Source organism: Burkholderia sp. ABCPW 111 (assembly GCF_000773065.1).
GTDB lineage: Bacteria > Pseudomonadota > Gammaproteobacteria > Burkholderiales > Burkholderiaceae > Burkholderia > Burkholderia savannae.
In genome coordinates this window covers 82,029-96,647 of record NZ_JPWT01000077.1, presented here as the reverse complement: position 1 = coordinate 96,647, position 14,619 = coordinate 82,029, and the positions used below count along the sequence as shown (strand labels likewise).

Sequence of the window (14,619 nt, the reverse complement as noted above, 5' to 3'; positions counted from 1 at the left end):
GGCTCGATGGTCCGGATGGTGAATAGTCCGGGCAGGCCGGATCGCCGCCGCGAGCGAGCGCCCCGTTCGCCGGGGCGCCGCGCTTAACGCGCGCGCAGGCTGCCGAACGCGAGGTCGTCGCCCGCGGCCACGGGGCCCGTCTCGCGCGCGACGTCGAGCCACGCGCGCGCCGCGTGCGACAGATAACCCTTCTTGAGCCAGCCGATCGCGACCGCCCACGTGATCTCCGGCTCGACGATCGGCCGGCACGTGAACTGCGCGGTGTCGAGCCGCCGGCAATAAGGCTGCGGCAGCAGCGCGATGCCGACGCCCGCGTGCACGAGCGCCGCCATGAAATCCCAGTGGCCGCTGCGGCTCACGATCTGCGGCGCGAAGCCGACTTTCCGGCACGCGTCGAGCACCGCGTCGTGCAACGCGAGGCTTTCCGCGTAGAACACGAACGGCTCGTCGGCGAGGTCGGCGAGCGGCACGGTTTCGGCGGCGTCCCAGCGCGAGCCGTGCGGCGCGACTAGCCACAGCGGCGCGCGCATCATCGGCAGCACGTCGAATACGGCCGGATCGACAGGCTCGAGCACCCCGCCCAGCTCCAGCTCGCCCGCGACGAGCGCCTCTTCGATCATCCGCGCGCCCTGCTCGAACAGTTTCAGCTCGATTTTCGGGTAGCGCTGCTTGAACGCGGCGATCGCCTGCGTGAACAGCGAGCCGCCGAGCGGCGGAATGCCGATCGTCAGCTCGCCGCGCCCGAGCGTGCCGAGATCGTTCAGCTCGGCCTGCAGCTGCGCCTGCGCGGCGAGCACGTCCTGGCCGCGCTGGTAGACGATCCGGCCGGCGTCCGTCAGCACCATCTGGCGGCCGTCGCGCAGCAGGAGCGGCGAGCCGATTTCGTCTTCGAGGGACTTCACCATCTTGCTGATCGTCGGTTGCGTGACGTGCATCTGCTCGGCCGCGGCGGTGAAGCTCTGCTGCCTGACGACCTCGACGAAATAACGCAACGCGCGCAGCTCCATCGGCGCCTCCTGTTCAGTGAGCGAATCGGTGAAGATTCCTAAACGGAATGATTTTTATAGAACCAAGTCATTTTATTTATGAACGCGTGAATCCTATACTGCCTCCATTCTGTAAAGCAAGGCATTTCGCGAGGCATCTCATGACCCGAATCTCGACGGCGGCGACGGCCGCAACCCGGCCGGCCGCGCCGCCCGCGCACGGCGGCCGCGCGGCGCGCATCGTGCTGCAGACGGCCGCGCTCGGCGCGCTGTGGGCGGCGGTCGACTGGGCGGTGTGCGCGCTCGGCGTGCCGGTGCCGTCCGGCGTGGTCGGCCTCGCGGTGCTGCTCGCGCTGCTGCTGTCCGGCCGAGTCGCGCCCGGCTGGGTGAAGGACGGCGCGAACTGGCTGCTGTCCGACATGCTGCTCTTCTTCATTCCGGCGACCGTCGCGGCGGTTCAGTACGGCGGGCTCTTCAGGGCGGACGGCTGGCGGCTCGCGCTTGTCGTCGTCGCGGGCACCGCCTTCGTGATGTTCTCGGTCGCGATCGCCGTCGACTTCGCTGCGGGTTTCGAGCGACGCATCGCGGTGATGCGCGTGCGCGCCGGCCGCCGCCGCGCACGGGCCTGACGCCGCCGCTCGGCCGTTTCACGCCCTCCTCTTCTGGCACCGGTTCCATCGACAGCATCATGACGACGCCCGACCCCTCGTTCCTCGCCGCGCCCGCGAGCACCGCGATTTCCGCCGGCTGCTTCGCGCTGACGATCGCGCTCTATTTCGCGTCGAAGCGGCTCTACGCGCACCGCAAGACGCTGTTTTTCTCGCCGCTCGTGCTCGTGCCGGCCGTGCTCGTCGCGTTCGTCGCGCTGACGGGCATTCCGTACGCGGTCTATTTTCACGACACGCGCTGGCTGATGTGGCTGCTCGGCCCGGCGACGATCGCGTTCGCCGTGCCGATTTACGAATACCGCGCGCTGATGAAGCGCCACTGGTTCTCGCTGTCGGTGGGCGTCGTCGTGGGGATCGCGGTCGCGATCTGCGGATCGCTGCTGCTGTCGAAGCTGCTGCACCTGTCGCCCGAGCTGCAGCGCAGCCTCGTCACGCGCTCGGTATCGACGCCGTTCGCGCTCGCCGTGTCCGACAAGATCCACGCGCCGCGCGACCTGACCGCGCTTTTCGTGATCGCGACCGGGATCTGCGGGATGCTCGTCGGCGAGTTCGTGCTCGCGCTCGTCCCGCTGCGCTCGCGGCTCGCGCGCGGCGCGCTGTTCGGCGCGGCCGCGCATGCGGTGGGCACCGCGAAGGCGCGCGAGATCGGCAGTGAGGAAGGCGTCGTGTCGAGCCTCACGATGATGATCGCGGGCGTCGCGATGGTACTGATCGCGCCGCTGCTGACGCTGCTGCCGATCTGACGCGCCGGGCCGGTGCGGTGGTGCGGCGCGCGATCGGCGGTTCGGCGATTCAGCGCCGCTGATCGGCGATTGGCGATCGGCAAATGGCGGTTGGCGAAAGCGGATCGCTGCCCGACGGACGTCGGGCCGGCTCGTTCTCCTCGTCGGTGCCGCGCTTCGGATACCGCTTTCCTGCACTTTTCCGCGCTGGCGTCTGCCGGAGACCCGCGACGCGGCCGGCCGCGGCCTGCTCGCGCCCTTTCCCCGCGCATCGGCGAGTTCTTTCGCACGGCTCGCCGGCGCGGGCTTGCGTTCGTCCGTGTCATTTACGCGGTTGCCTCGGCCGGCCAAGTCCGTTTCGTCGGAATTTTTCGCCCCGCCCGCCCGCTCGTTCGGCCCAATCGGGGCTCTCGCGCATCCGCGCCGTCCGCGCCGCAGCTTTGGCCGGCCGGGCTGGTTCGGCCTGTGCGCCCCGGCCGCATCGGCTCGTTTTTTCTTTTTCTCGCCCGCGCAGCCCGGTCCGGCAGCGGCTTTCGTCGTCCACGCCACCCCCGCCCGCCGCGCCCTTTCGGCCCGATCGCGCCCCGCCGCGCCGGGCCGGCCGACGAACAAACGCCTGAGATAGCCGCAATTCCCCCCTCTATTCCGCCCATCGCGCGCGAGCCGGATGCCGAACAATGCAGGCTACTTAGAGTCTTCTCGCAAGCACGCCATGGCTACCACGACCGCAAACCCGACCGTCGACAAACCGGCCTCGTCCGGCAAGCTCAAGCGTCTCGTCCTTTTCCTGCTGCTCGGGCTCGTCGCCGCCGCCGCCGCCGCGGGCGGCACGTACTTCGTGCTGCTGAAGGAAGGCGTGCGCGGCTCGGCGCCGAGCGCGCCCCCGCCGCTCGCCGTGCCCGTGTTCTTCGCGCTCGATCCGCTCACCGTGAACCTGCAGTCGGACGACGGCATCCAGCACTACCTGCGCGTCGGCCTGTCGCTGAAGCTGACCGACTCGAAGGCGCAGGAATACCTGACCCAGCACATGCCGGAGCTGCGCAGCCGCATCCTGCTCGCGCTGTCGAACAAGCATCCCGAGCAGCTCGCGACGCTCGAAGGCAAGCGCGCGCTCGCCGACGAACTGAAGACGCTGATCGAGCAGCCGACTCAGCCGGGCAACCGCAGCGCGCGCATCGACGACGTGCTGTTCACCGAGTTCGTCGTCCAATAACGCCGCCGGCGAAGGAGCGCGCATGGGCCACGAAGAATTCATGTCCCAAGAGGAGGTCGATGCACTCCTCAAGGGCGTCACGGGTGAAGACGACTCGGCCGACGAACCGACCGAAGCGTCCGGCATTCGCCCGTACAACATCGCGACGCAGGAGCGGATCGTCCGCGGCCGGATGCCCGGCCTCGAGATCATCAACGACCGCTTCGCGCGCCTGTTGCGCATCGGCATCTTCAACTTCATGCGGCGCACGGCGGAGATCTCCGTGAGCCAGGTGAAGGTGCAGAAGTACAGCGAGTTCACCCGCAACCTGCCGATTCCGACCAATCTGAACCTCGTGCACGTGAAGCCGCTGCGCGGCACGTCGCTGTTCGTGTTCGATCCGAACCTCGTGTTCTTCGTCGTCGACAACCTGTTCGGCGGCGACGGGCGCTTTCACACGCGCGTCGAGGGCCGCGACTTCACGGCGACCGAGCAGCGGATCATCGGCAAGCTGCTCAATCTCGTGTTCGAGCACTATGCGACCTCGTGGAAGAGCGTGCGGCCGCTGCAGTTCGAGTTCGTGCGCTCGGAGATGCACACGCAGTTCGCGAATGTCGCGACACCGAACGAGATCGTGATCGTCACGCAATTCTCGATCGAGTTCGGGCCGACGGGCGGCACGCTGCACATCTGCATGCCTTACTCGATGATCGAGCCGATTCGCGACGTGCTTTCCTCGCCGATCCAGGGCGAGGCGCTCGAGGTCGACCGCCGCTGGGTGCGCGTGCTGTCGCAGCAGGTGCAGTCGGCGGAAGTGGAGCTGGTCGCGGATCTCGCCGAGGTCCCGACGACGTTCGAGAAGATTCTCAACCTGCGCGCGGGCGACGTGCTGCCGCTCGACATCGCGGACACGATCACCGCGAAGGTCGACGGCGTGCCGGTGATCGAGTGCGGGTACGGCATTTTCAATGGCCAGTACGCGTTGCGCGTGCAGAAGATGATCAGCGCAAGCGACACGATGAAGGAAGGTGGATATGACTGAGTTGAATTCGACCCCCGAGGCCGAAGGCATCGACGAACAGGCGTTCGCGGATGCCGCGATGAGCGTGGCCGTGTCCGGCAAGCCGGCCGCCGACGCGCAGCGGGAAGAGGCCGCGCTGGACGACTGGGCGGCCGCGCTCGCGGAGCAGAACCAGCAGCCGATCGAGGCGGGCGCGACGGGGGCCGGCGTGTTCCGGCCGCTGTCGAAGGCCGCGGCGAGCTCGACGCACAACGACATCGACCTGATTCTCGACATCCCGGTCAAGATGACGGTCGAGCTCGGGCGCACGAAGATCGCGATCCGCAACCTGCTGCAGCTCGCGCAGGGCTCGGTCGTCGAGCTCGACGGGCTCGCCGGCGAGCCGATGGACGTGCTCGTCAACGGCTGCCTGATCGCGCAGGGCGAAGTGGTCGTCGTCAACGACAAGTTCGGCATCCGGCTCACCGACATCATCACGCCGTCCGAGCGCATCCGGAAGCTGAACCGATGAAATCGCGCATCGCGCCGCTCGTTTCGCCGCGCCGGCCGGCCGTGCGCGCCGCGCGAGCGTTCGCGGCGGCGCCGCGCGGCGTGCGGCGCGCGCTCGCCGGTTTCGCCGCGTTTTCGATCGGCGCGGCGGCGCTGCCCGCATCGGCCGCCGACATGAACGCGGTGAATCACGCGGCTTCGCTCGCGTCGGGCGTCGTCGTCGGCTCGGCCGCGCCGTCGCTCGGCGTCGGCGCGGTGCTGCAGACGTTCGTCGGGCTCGCGGTGGTGATCGGCCTCGTGTTCGGCTGCGCGTGGCTCGCGCGGCGCTTCGGCTTCCAGCCGTCGCGCCGCGGCGGCGCGCTCAAGGTGGTCGCGAGCGTTGCCGTCGGCGGCAAGGAAAGCGCGACCGTCGTCGAGATCGGCGACACCTGGCTCGTGCTCGGCGTCGCGCCCGGCAACGTGCGCCTGCTGCATGCGCTGCCCGCCGGCTCGGCGGGCGTGGTCGGCGCGCCCGTCGGCATGCCCGCGGGCGACGGCCTGCCCCGTGCGCCCGGCGCGCCGGACGGCGCGGCCCGCTCCGTCGCGCTCGGCCAGTATCCCGAGGGCGCTTCCTTCGGCGCGCGCTTTCGCGACGCGATGCTCGGCGAAGCCGCGAAGCGCTTCAAGCGCGACGGCGGCAAGGATCGCTGAGATGCCGCGCCTTCGCTTCGTCGCGCCGCCCGCGCAATCCGCCGCGCGCGCCCATTCCGACAGTCATTCGATGAAGACCACGTGCCCGCGCGGCGCCGTGCGCTGGCTGCCCGCGCTCGCCATCGGCCTCGCGCCCGCGCTCGCGTGCGCGCAGGCGGCTGGCCTGCCGGCGTTCAACTCGGCCCCGGGCCCGAACGGCGGCACGACCTACTCGCTGAGCGTGCAGACGATGCTGCTGCTCACGATGCTGTCGTTCCTGCCGGCGATGCTGCTGATGATGACGAGCTTCACGCGGATCATCATCGTGCTGTCGCTGCTGCGGCAGGCAATCGGCACCGCGTCCACGCCGCCGAACCAGGTGCTCGTCGGCCTCGCGCTGTTCCTCACGCTGTTCGTGATGTCGCCCGTGCTCGACCGCGCTTACGCCGACGCGTACAAGCCGTTCTCCGAAGGCACGCTGCAAATGGACCAGGCGGTGCAGCGCGGCACCGCGCCCTTCAAGGCGTTCATGCTGAAGCAGACGCGCGAGACCGATCTCGCGCTGTTCGCGAAGATCTCGAAGGCCGCGCCGATGCGGGGGCCGGAGGACGTGCCGCTGTCGCTCCTCGTGCCCGCGTTCGTCACGAGCGAGCTGAAGACGGGCTTCCAGATCGGCTTCACGATCTTCATCCCGTTCCTCATCATCGACATGGTCGTCGCGAGCGTGCTGATGTCGATGGGGATGATGATGGTGTCGCCCGCGACGGTGTCGCTGCCGTTCAAGCTGATGCTGTTCGTGCTCGTCGACGGCTGGCAGCTGCTGATCGGATCGCTCGCGCAGAGCTTCACCTAGGCTCGGTCGACCGAGGAGAATCGAGATGACCCCCGAAAACGTGATGACGCTCGCGCATCAGGCGATGTACATCGGCCTGCTGCTCGCCGCGCCTCTTCTGCTCGTCGCGCTCGCGGTCGGCCTCGTCGTCAGCCTGTTCCAGGCCGCGACGCAGATCAACGAGGCGACGCTGTCGTTCATTCCGAAGCTGCTCGCGGTCGCGGCGACGATGGTGATCGCCGGGCCGTGGATGCTGTCGACGATGCTCGATTACCTGCGCGAGATCCTGCTGCGCGTCGCGACGCTCGGCGCGGGCTGACGCCGCCCGCCCGAGCGTGTCGTCCGGTTCGGTTCGTTCGCCGCGTCCGATTCTTCTGATTCGACCGATCCGTCCGATTCATCGGTTTTTTTCCGCTCGCCCCTTTTTACCGTCGACCGATGTTCTCCGTCACCTACGCGCAACTGAACGGCTGGCTCACGGCCTTCCTGTGGCCGTTCGTGCGGATGCTCGCGCTCGTCGCGACCGCGCCCGTGACGGGCCACCGCGCGACGCCGGTGCGCGTGAAGATCGGGCTCGCGGGCTTCATGGCGCTCGTCGTCGCGCCGACGCTGCCGCCGATGCCCGTCGCCACCGTGTTTTCCGCGCAGGGCGTGTGGATCATCGTCAATCAGTTCCTGATCGGCGCGGCGCTCGGCTTCACGATGCAGATCGTGTTCGCCGCGATCGAGGCGGCGGGCGACATCATCGGCCTGTCGATGGGGCTCGGGTTCGCGACGTTCTTCGATCCGCACTCGAGCGGCGCGACGCCCGTGATGGGGCGCTTCCTGAATGCGGTCGCGGTGCTCGCGTTTCTCGCGTTCGACGGGCATCTGCAGGTGTTCGCCGCGCTCGTCGATTCGTTCCGGCTCGTGCCGATCTCGGCCGACTTGCTGCGCGCGGCCGGCTGGCAGACGCTCGTCGCGTTCGGCGCGGCGATCTTCGAAATGGGGCTTTTGCTCGCGCTGCCCGTGGTCGCGGCGCTCCTGATCGCGAACCTCGCGCTCGGCATCCTGAACCGCGCGGCGCCGCAGATCGGGATCTTCCAGGTCGGCTTTCCGGTGACGATGCTCGTCGGCCTGCTGCTCGTGCAGCTGATGGCGCCGAACCTGATTCCGTTCGTCGGGCGCTTGTTCGACACGGGCGTCGACCTCGTCGGGCGCGTCGCGGCGGGGCTGCATTGAGCGGTGCGCGGATGGCGCCCGCGTGCGGGCCGGCGGCGCGCCGGTGAAAGCGTCGCCGCGGACGAACGCGAAGGCGCTCGATGCGGCCGGATCGACCGCAGGCGGTTGTCGAGCGGCGATTGCGGGCCGCCAGCGGCCGGCTGCCGTTTCGATGCCGGCTTCGCTTCTTTCCTTGTTTTCGCGTGAGCCTTGGGCGACCGCGATCGCGCCTGAGCGTTCGACCACCCGTGCGCCATTTCCCGCCTGGGGCCTGTTCCCGCTATTAGCGTGAACAGGCCAGGCCCTAGCCGCGAGGCGGCGGCGTTGCTGGAAAACCCCTAAAAGAAAGCGACGCCCGCGAAAGGTTGCGGAAGGTTTCATCTCCCTATACTCGTCCCGACGATGCAGCAAGCATCGCTTCATACAGACAACATTGGAGACTCCCGATGCGCACCACTCTTCGCGCGCTCAGCGTGGCCGCGATCGCGGCCGGCCTGTCCTTCGGCTTCGCTTCGCAATCCGCCTTCGCCGACGACGGCGGCAAGATCACGATCATGGTGGGCGGCATCACGAAGCTCATCTACCTGCCCGCGCGCCTCACGCAGGAGCTCGGCTACTTCAAGGCCGAGGGGCTCGACGTCGATCTGCAGTCGCAGCCGGCCGGCGTCGACGCCGAGAACGAGCTGCTCGCGGGCGCGGTGCAGGGCGTGGTCGGCTTCTACGATCACACGATCGACCTGCAGAGCAAGGGCAAGGACGTGAAGGCGATCGCCGTGCTCGGCCAGGTGCCGGGCGAGGTCGAGATGGTGTCGACGAAGGCGGCGGGCACGATCAAATCGATGGCCGACGTGAAGGGCAAGACGCTCGGCGTGACGGGCCTCGGCTCGTCGACGAGCTTCCTCACGCAGTACCTCGCGCAGCAGCACGGCGTCGCCGCGAACCAGTACACGATGTTGCCCGTCGGCGCCGACGCGAGCTTCATCGCGGCCGTCAAGCAAGGCCGCATCGACGCGGGGATGACGACCGAGCCGACCGTGTCGGTGCTCGAGAAGAACGGCGACGCGAAGGTGCTCGTCGATTTGCGCACGCTCGACGGCACGCGCGCCGCGCTCGGCGGCACGTACCCGGCGGCGAGCCTGTACGTGCAGTCCGCCTGGGCCGACACGCACAAGGAGCAGGCGACGAAGCTCGCGCACGCGTTCGCGCGCACGATGCAGTTCATCCACACGCACAGCGCGGAAGAGATCGCCGCGAAGATGCCCGCCGACTACCAGAAGGACAAGGCGCTCTACGTGAGCGCGCTGAAGGCGTCGCTGCCGATGTATACGCTCGACGGCAAGATGCCCGGCGACGGCCCGGCGACGGTGCTGAAGGTGCTGTCCGCGTTCAATCCGTCGGTGAAGGGCAAGCACATCGATCTGTCGAAGACATATACGAACGATTTCGTGAACGCGAAGTAAGCGCCGCGAACGACGCGCGGCCAGTTTTGAACCAGGCTCACGAGGGCCGCCGGCGCCGCAGGGACGGCGCCGGTTCCGATGCAGGACTTCTAGCGATGAATCAACATGTTTCGGCCAATGCACCCGCGATCGAGTTTCGCAACGTGTCGTGCCGCTTCATCTCGCCGGACGGCCGTGCGACCGTCGCGCTGCACGACTTCACGATGTCGGTCGCGCGCGGCGAGTTCGTCGCGATCGTCGGCCCGACGGGCTGCGGCAAATCGACGACGCTCAACCTGATCACGGGGTTGCTCAAGCCCGTGTCGGGCGAGGTGCACGTGATGGGCAAGCCCGTCGACGGCATCGATCCGCGAATCGGCTTCGTGTTCCAGGCCGACGCGGTGTTCCCGTGGCGCACGGTGATCGACAACGTCGCGGCCGGCCCGCTCTTTCGAGGCCGCTCGAAGGAGTCCGCGTATGCGCAGGCGGAGGAATGGATTCGCCGCGTCGGGCTCGCGAAATTCACGAAGCATTACCCGCACCAGCTGTCGGGCGGCATGAGAAAGCGCGTCGCGCTCGCGCAGACGTTCATCAACCAGCCCGAAATCCTGCTGATGGACGAGCCGTTCTCCGCGCTCGACATGCAGACGCGCACGCTGATGCAGGACGAGCTGCTGCAGCTCTGGTCGGCGAACAAGGGATCGGTCGTGTTCGTCACGCACGATCTCGAAGAGGCGATCGCGCTCGCGGACCGCGTGTTCGTGCTGACCTCGCGCCCGGCCACGCTCAAGCGCGTGTACGAGATCGACCTGCCGCGCCCGCGCGTCACGTCGGAAGTGCGCTACGAGCAGCGCTTCATCGAAATCTCGAAGGACATTTGGCACGACCTGCGCGAAGAAGTGCAGATCGGATAAACAGGAAAGGACTGGAGCATGACTGACATGACGCTTCCGACGCCGCTTGGCACCACCACCTCGCTCGAAGACGAAGAGCGCGCCGCGCAGAGCCGATTGCGGCGGCGCCGGCAACTGATCGTCGGGCTGCGCATCGCGGTGCTCGTCGCCGTGCTGGGCGGCTGGGAGATCGCCGCGCGGCTCAAGTGGATCGATCCGTTCTTCTTCTCGATGCCGTCGCTGATCGTCGCGCAGATCCAGGACTGGTTCGTCAACGGCACCTCGCAGGGCCCGCTGTTGCTGCAGGTGTGGGTGACGCTCGAGGAGACGATCGCCGGGTTCCTGATCGGCTCGGTCGCGGGCATCTTCTGCGGAATCGTGCTCGGCCGCAACAAGCTGCTCGCCGACGTGTTCGGGCTCTACATTCAGATCGCGAACTCGATTCCGCGCGTCGTGCTCGGCTCGATATTCGTGATCGCGCTCGGCCTCGGGATGGCGTCGAAGATCGCGCTCGCCGTCGTGATGGTGTTCTTCGTCGTGTTCGGCAATGCGTTTCAGGGCGTGCGCGAGGCCGACCGCTACCTGATCGCGAATGCGCAGATCCTCGGCGCGTCGCGCCGGCAGATCACGACGTCCGTCGTGATTCCGTCCGCGCTCAGCTGGATTCTCGCGAGCCTGCACGTGAGCTTCGGCTTCGCGCTCGTCGGCGCGGTAGTCGGGGAATTTCTGGGTTCCAAGCAAGGCATCGGCCTGTTAATCTCGACCGCACAGGGCGCGTTCAACGCGAGCGGCGTGTTCGCCGCGATGATCGTGCTCGCCGTCGTGGCGCTCGCTGCCGACTTCCTGCTGACCCGGCTCGAGAAGCGGCTCCTGAAGTGGCGGCCCGCCGCGTTCTGAAGACGATGCATCAACGAAACGGCGCATCTTCGGTGCGCCGTTTCGTTTTGGGGCTGGAGTGTGGGGGGATAACGGCATGTCGCACAGCCTGCGCGGCCGGTTGCTTTGGTGGCTGCTGCTGCCGCTTGCCGTGTTCGTCGCGATCGCGGGCGCGATGTCGTACGACACCGCGCGCAAGACGGCCGATCTCGTGCAGGACGGCGCGCTCGTCGCATCCGCGCGCGCGATCGCCGAGGACGTCGACTGGGAAAACGGCGCGCTCGTCGCGAACGTGCCGCCCGCCGCGCTCGAGCTGTTCGAGTCGCCCGCACAGGATCAGGTGTACTACAAAGTTCGCACGGGCGGCGGGCGGCTGCTCGCCGGCAATCCCGATCTCGACAATCCGCCCGCGCCCGCCGCGTCCGGCGCGCAGCCCGTGACGTTCGACACGACGCTCAACGGGCTCGCGATCCGCGCGGTCGCGTATACGCGCGAGCTGTACAACGCGGGCGACACGGAAACGGTGACGGTCGTCGTCGGCAAGACGCAGGCGTCTCGGGAGATGATGATCGCCGCGATCTGGCATCCGCAGCTCTGGCGGCTCGCACTGATGCTCGCGCTCGCGATGGCGCTCGTCTACCTCGGCCTCACGTTCGAGCTGCGGCCGCTGATGAAGCTGAAGGACGACGTCGCGGACCGCGGGCCGATGGAGCTCGAGCCGATCCGCACCGAGCGGCTGCATTTCGAGCTGCGGCCGATCGTCGACGCGATCAATCAATGCATCGCGCGGCTCAACCTGCATGCGGCAACGCAGCGGCGCTTCATCGCCGACGCCGCGCACCAGCTGCGCACGCCGATCGCGGTGATCGACACGCAGATCCAGTGCGCGCGGCAGCGCGAGAGCGACGACGCGGCGCTTGCCGGGCTGCTCGCGTCGATGCAGCGCAGCAGCCGCAGGATGGCGGACGTCACCGACAAGCTGCTGCTGCTCGCGCACGCGGAAGCGGCGTCGCCCGCGCGGCTCACCGCGCGCGTCGACGTCTCGGCCGTGGTGTCCGGCGTGCTCGAGGAGGAGATCGTGCTCGCCGAGCGGCGCAGGATCGATCTCGGCGCGGAGCTCGACGACGATCTGCAGGTTACGGGCAGCGAAAGCCTTTTGTCGGCTCTCCTGATGAATCTCGTCGACAACGCGGTGCGCTACACGCACGAAGGCGGCCGCGTGACGGTGAGCGCGCGGCGCGACGGCGACATGGTCGTGCTCGAAGTCGTCGACGACGGCCCCGGCATTCCGGCCGAAGCGCGGCCGCACGTGTTCAAGCGCTTCTACCGCGTCGCGAAGGACGAGGAAGGCACGGGCCTCGGGCTCGCGATCGTCGAAGAGATCGCGCAGTCGCACGGCGGCACGGTCACGCTCGCGACGGGCCCCGGCAATCGGGGCGTCAGGATGACGGTGCGCCTGCCCGCCTATCGCAATTGAGAGAGTCTCGATGAAACTGTTGCTCGTGGAAGATAACGCGGAACTCGCGCACTGGATCGTCGATTTGCTGCGCGGCGAGGGCTTCGGCGTTGATTCGGCGCCGGACGGCGAGAGCGCGGACACGGTGCTGAAAGCGCAGCGCTACGACGCGCTGCTGCTCGACATGCGGCTGCCCGGCATGAGCGGCAAGGAGCTGCTCGCGCGGCTGCGCCGCCGCGGCGACAACGTGCCCGTGCTGATGCTGACCGCGCACGGCTCGGTCGACGACAAGGTCGACTGCTTCAGCGCGGGCGCCGACGACTACGTCGTGAAGCCGTTCGAATCGCGCGAGCTCGTCGCGCGCATCCGCGCGTTGATCCGGCGGCAATGCGGCGTCGGCGCGACGCAGCTCGCGTGCGGCGATCTCGTCTATCTGTTCGGCACGCGCGAGTTCCAGTGCGACGGCGTGCCGCTCGTGCTGCGCCGCCGCGAGCATGCGATCCTCGAGACGCTGATGCTGCAGCAGGGCAAGACGGTATCGAAGGCGCGCCTGATGGATAGCGTGTACGGCCTCGACGACGAACCGAGCGCCGATGCGATCGACATCTACATCCATCGCCTGCGCAAGCACTTGTCGGGTTCGCTCGCGCAGATCATCACGTTGCGCGGGCTCGGCTACATTCTCAGAACGAAGGACGCGGCCGAGTAACGCAAGCCTCCGCGCCGCTCACGGCGCATCGCTCGCATGCCGCGCGCGCATCCGATGCGCGTGCGGCTTTGTTTCGTCCTGCTTCGCAAATCGTCCGATGTTTTCCCGCGCCGGCCGCGACGGCTCACGTCGGCCGAACGCGGCCGAAAAAATGCGCGCTACCCCGTATTTATCCCGAGCAATCCGCACCGCGCGCGAAAGCGGCGCGAAGGATTGCGCCCACTACGATGACGTCGCCGTTCGATGCGCATTGCATCGCGTATTCACAGCCAACGCTGCGCACTACGAAGGAATGGCGGTCAACACGATATCGGAGGGGACGATCTTGAAACGACAATACCTGGCACTTTCCATCGCGACGGTTGCCTGCGCGGCGCCGCAAGCGCACGCGCAGTCGAGCGTCCAGCTTTACGGGCTCATCGACCTGAGCGTGCCCACCTATCAATCGCACGCGAACGCGAAGGGCGATCACGTGATCGGCATGGGCATCGGCGGCGAGCCTTGGTTCAGCGGCAGCCGCTGGGGCCTGAAGGGCGCGGAAGACATCGGCGGCGGAACGAAGGTGATCTTCCGGCTCGAAAGCGAATACCGGGTGAGCGACGGCCAGATGGAAGACTCGGGCCAGATCTTCGATCGCGACGCGTGGGTCGGCATCGAAAACGAAACGTTCGGCAAGTTCACCGCGGGCTTCCAGAACACGATCGCACGCGACGCGTCGGCGATCTACGGCGACCCGTACGGTTCGGCGAAGCTGACGACGGAGGAAGGCGGCTGGACGAACGCGAACAACTTCAAGCAGATGATCTTCTACGCGGCGAGCGCGACGGGCACTCGCTACAACAACGGCCTCGCGTGGAAGAAGCTGTTCAGCAACGGCATCTTCGCGAGCGCGGGCTACGCGTTCAGCAATTCGACGAGCTTCGCGCAGAACTCGAACTACCAGGCCGCGCTCGGCTACAACGGCGGCCCGTTCAACGTGTCGGGCTTCTTCAGCCACGTGAACCACGGCGGCTACGCGAACAAGTCGTTCTCGGTCGGCGGCAACTACACGTTCGACATCTTCCGCTTGAATGCCGGCTATTTCCGCTACCTCGGCGATCAGGGCCCGCTCGGCCAGCGTCAGGACAACGCATGGACCGTGTCGTTCAAGGTCGCGCCGAAGGGCGCGCTCGATTACGAGCTTGGCTATCAGCAAATGCGCGTGCACAACGCCGCGTACAACAGCGACGGCAACATTCCGAACGCGAACGTCGGCGACTTCAGCCTGACGTCGGGTGTCGGCAACGGCTTCAAGGAAACGCTGTACGGATCGGTGTTCTATCACCTGTCGAAACGCACCGAGCTGTACCTCGCCGGCGACTACATGCGCCTGCACGGCGGCTACACCGTCGCGTCGACGCACGGCTCGACCAATCAGCTCGAGCTGACGACCGGCATCCGCACGCGGTTCTGACCCGCTGCGCGGCA

The 14,619-nt window shown here is 67.7% G+C and carries 16 protein-coding genes; 15 read left to right on the top strand and 1 reads right to left on the bottom strand.

The genetic code is table 11. The features are described from left to right. Positions 1 to 83: 83 nt before the first annotated feature. Positions 84 to 1,007: a LysR family transcriptional regulator gene (locus X946_RS17660; protein ID WP_038750044.1), complete on the bottom strand. Its 924-nt coding sequence runs from the start codon at positions 1,005 to 1,007 to the stop codon at positions 84 to 86. A 140-nt stretch (positions 1,008 to 1,147) separates the two neighbouring features. Here X946_RS17660 and X946_RS17655 point away from each other — a divergent pair, with 140 nt between their 5' ends. The 15 genes from X946_RS17655 to X946_RS17585 all read left to right on the top strand — a co-directional run bounded on the left by X946_RS17655 (position 1,148) and on the right by X946_RS17585 (position 14,605). After that, a complete protein-coding gene (locus X946_RS17655) occupies positions 1,148 to 1,615 on the top strand; it encodes a CidA/LrgA family protein (RefSeq protein ID WP_038750041.1) in 468 nt (155 codons plus the stop codon). Positions 1,616 to 1,674: 59 nt separating this feature from the next. Next, a complete protein-coding gene (locus X946_RS17650; RefSeq protein WP_038750039.1) occupies positions 1,675 to 2,397 on the top strand; it encodes an LrgB family protein in 723 nt (240 codons plus the stop codon). A 691-nt stretch (positions 2,398 to 3,088) separates the two neighbouring features. Further along, positions 3,089 to 3,589: a flagellar basal body-associated protein FliL gene (gene fliL, locus X946_RS17645; RefSeq protein ID WP_038750036.1), complete on the top strand. Its 501-nt coding sequence runs from the start codon at positions 3,089 to 3,091 to the stop codon at positions 3,587 to 3,589. Between the two features lie 22 nt (positions 3,590 to 3,611). After that, on the top strand, positions 3,612 to 4,610 hold the full coding sequence (gene fliM, locus X946_RS17640; RefSeq protein ID WP_038750033.1) for a flagellar motor switch protein FliM: 999 nt from the start codon (positions 3,612 to 3,614) through the stop codon (positions 4,608 to 4,610). Then, complete coding sequence (gene fliN, locus X946_RS17635; RefSeq protein WP_038750031.1) at positions 4,603 to 5,100, top strand: flagellar motor switch protein FliN; 498 nt, start codon at positions 4,603 to 4,605, stop codon at positions 5,098 to 5,100. The genes fliM and fliN overlap by 8 nt, the downstream gene beginning before the upstream one ends. Further along, positions 5,097 to 5,768 carry a flagellar biosynthetic protein FliO gene (fliO, locus tag X946_RS17630; RefSeq protein ID WP_038750028.1) on the top strand — a complete coding sequence of 224 codons (672 nt, stop codon included), beginning with the start codon at positions 5,097 to 5,099 and terminating at the stop codon, positions 5,766 to 5,768. The genes fliN and fliO overlap by 4 nt, the downstream gene beginning before the upstream one ends. 70 nt (positions 5,769 to 5,838) lie before the next feature. Further along, a complete protein-coding gene (gene fliP, locus X946_RS17625; protein ID WP_038750225.1) occupies positions 5,839 to 6,600 on the top strand; it encodes a flagellar type III secretion system pore protein FliP in 762 nt (253 codons plus the stop codon). 25 nt (positions 6,601 to 6,625) lie between these two features. Further along, positions 6,626 to 6,898, top strand: coding sequence for a flagellar biosynthesis protein FliQ (gene fliQ / locus X946_RS17620; RefSeq protein ID WP_009901928.1), 273 nt, complete (start codon positions 6,626 to 6,628; stop codon positions 6,896 to 6,898). Between the two features lie 119 nt (positions 6,899 to 7,017). Further along, the gene (fliR, locus tag X946_RS17615) at positions 7,018 to 7,800 is read left to right on the top strand and encodes a flagellar biosynthetic protein FliR (protein ID WP_038750025.1); all 783 of its coding nucleotides are present in this window, start codon (positions 7,018 to 7,020) and stop codon (positions 7,798 to 7,800) included. 425 nt (positions 7,801 to 8,225) lie between these two features. Further along, positions 8,226 to 9,239, top strand: a complete 1,014-nt coding sequence (locus X946_RS17610) for an ABC transporter substrate-binding protein (RefSeq protein ID WP_038750022.1) — start codon at positions 8,226 to 8,228, stop codon at positions 9,237 to 9,239. A 95-nt stretch (positions 9,240 to 9,334) separates the two neighbouring features. Continuing rightward, positions 9,335 to 10,132, top strand: coding sequence for an ABC transporter ATP-binding protein (locus X946_RS17605; RefSeq protein ID WP_038750019.1), 798 nt, complete (start codon positions 9,335 to 9,337; stop codon positions 10,130 to 10,132). 27 nt (positions 10,133 to 10,159) lie between these two features. Continuing rightward, positions 10,160 to 11,008, top strand: a complete 849-nt coding sequence (locus X946_RS17600; protein WP_038750017.1) for an ABC transporter permease — start codon at positions 10,160 to 10,162, stop codon at positions 11,006 to 11,008. Between the two features lie 76 nt (positions 11,009 to 11,084). Further along, positions 11,085 to 12,464 carry a sensor histidine kinase gene (locus X946_RS17595; RefSeq protein ID WP_038750014.1) on the top strand — a complete coding sequence of 460 codons (1,380 nt, stop codon included), beginning with the start codon at positions 11,085 to 11,087 and terminating at the stop codon, positions 12,462 to 12,464. A gap of 10 nt (positions 12,465 to 12,474) precedes the next feature. Continuing rightward, positions 12,475 to 13,152: a response regulator gene (locus tag X946_RS17590; RefSeq protein ID WP_038750011.1), complete on the top strand. Its 678-nt coding sequence runs from the start codon at positions 12,475 to 12,477 to the stop codon at positions 13,150 to 13,152. 292 nt (positions 13,153 to 13,444) lie between these two features. Beyond that, positions 13,445 to 14,605 (top strand): porin, encoded by a 1,161-nt coding sequence (locus tag X946_RS17585; protein WP_038750008.1) that lies wholly within the window; start codon positions 13,445 to 13,447, stop codon positions 14,603 to 14,605. Positions 14,606 to 14,619 lie beyond the last annotated feature (14 nt).

Excerpts from the sequence above, each read along its gene's own strand:
- X946_RS17660 (WP_038750044.1), bottom strand. The coding sequence starts at position 1,007 with ATGGAGCTGCGCGCGTTGCGTTATTTCGTCGAGGTCGTCAGGCAGCAG.
- X946_RS17655 (WP_038750041.1), top strand. The coding sequence starts at position 1,148 with ATGACCCGAATCTCGACGGCGGCGACGGCCGCAACCCGGCCGGCCGCG.
- X946_RS17650 (WP_038750039.1), top strand. The coding sequence starts at position 1,675 with ATGACGACGCCCGACCCCTCGTTCCTCGCCGCGCCCGCGAGCACCGCG.
- fliL (WP_038750036.1), top strand. The coding sequence starts at position 3,089 with ATGGCTACCACGACCGCAAACCCGACCGTCGACAAACCGGCCTCGTCC.
- fliM (WP_038750033.1), top strand. The coding sequence starts at position 3,612 with ATGGGCCACGAAGAATTCATGTCCCAAGAGGAGGTCGATGCACTCCTC.
- fliN (WP_038750031.1), top strand. The coding sequence starts at position 4,603 with ATGACTGAGTTGAATTCGACCCCCGAGGCCGAAGGCATCGACGAACAG.
- fliO (WP_038750028.1), top strand. The coding sequence starts at position 5,097 with ATGAAATCGCGCATCGCGCCGCTCGTTTCGCCGCGCCGGCCGGCCGTG.
- fliP (WP_038750225.1), top strand. The coding sequence starts at position 5,839 with ATGAAGACCACGTGCCCGCGCGGCGCCGTGCGCTGGCTGCCCGCGCTC.
- fliQ (WP_009901928.1), top strand. The coding sequence starts at position 6,626 with ATGACCCCCGAAAACGTGATGACGCTCGCGCATCAGGCGATGTACATC.
- fliR (WP_038750025.1), top strand. The coding sequence starts at position 7,018 with ATGTTCTCCGTCACCTACGCGCAACTGAACGGCTGGCTCACGGCCTTC.
- X946_RS17610 (WP_038750022.1), top strand. The coding sequence starts at position 8,226 with ATGCGCACCACTCTTCGCGCGCTCAGCGTGGCCGCGATCGCGGCCGGC.
- X946_RS17605 (WP_038750019.1), top strand. The coding sequence starts at position 9,335 with ATGAATCAACATGTTTCGGCCAATGCACCCGCGATCGAGTTTCGCAAC.
- X946_RS17600 (WP_038750017.1), top strand. The coding sequence starts at position 10,160 with ATGACGCTTCCGACGCCGCTTGGCACCACCACCTCGCTCGAAGACGAA.
- X946_RS17595 (WP_038750014.1), top strand. The coding sequence starts at position 11,085 with ATGTCGCACAGCCTGCGCGGCCGGTTGCTTTGGTGGCTGCTGCTGCCG.
- X946_RS17590 (WP_038750011.1), top strand. The coding sequence starts at position 12,475 with ATGAAACTGTTGCTCGTGGAAGATAACGCGGAACTCGCGCACTGGATC.
- X946_RS17585 (WP_038750008.1), top strand. The coding sequence starts at position 13,445 with ATGGCGGTCAACACGATATCGGAGGGGACGATCTTGAAACGACAATAC.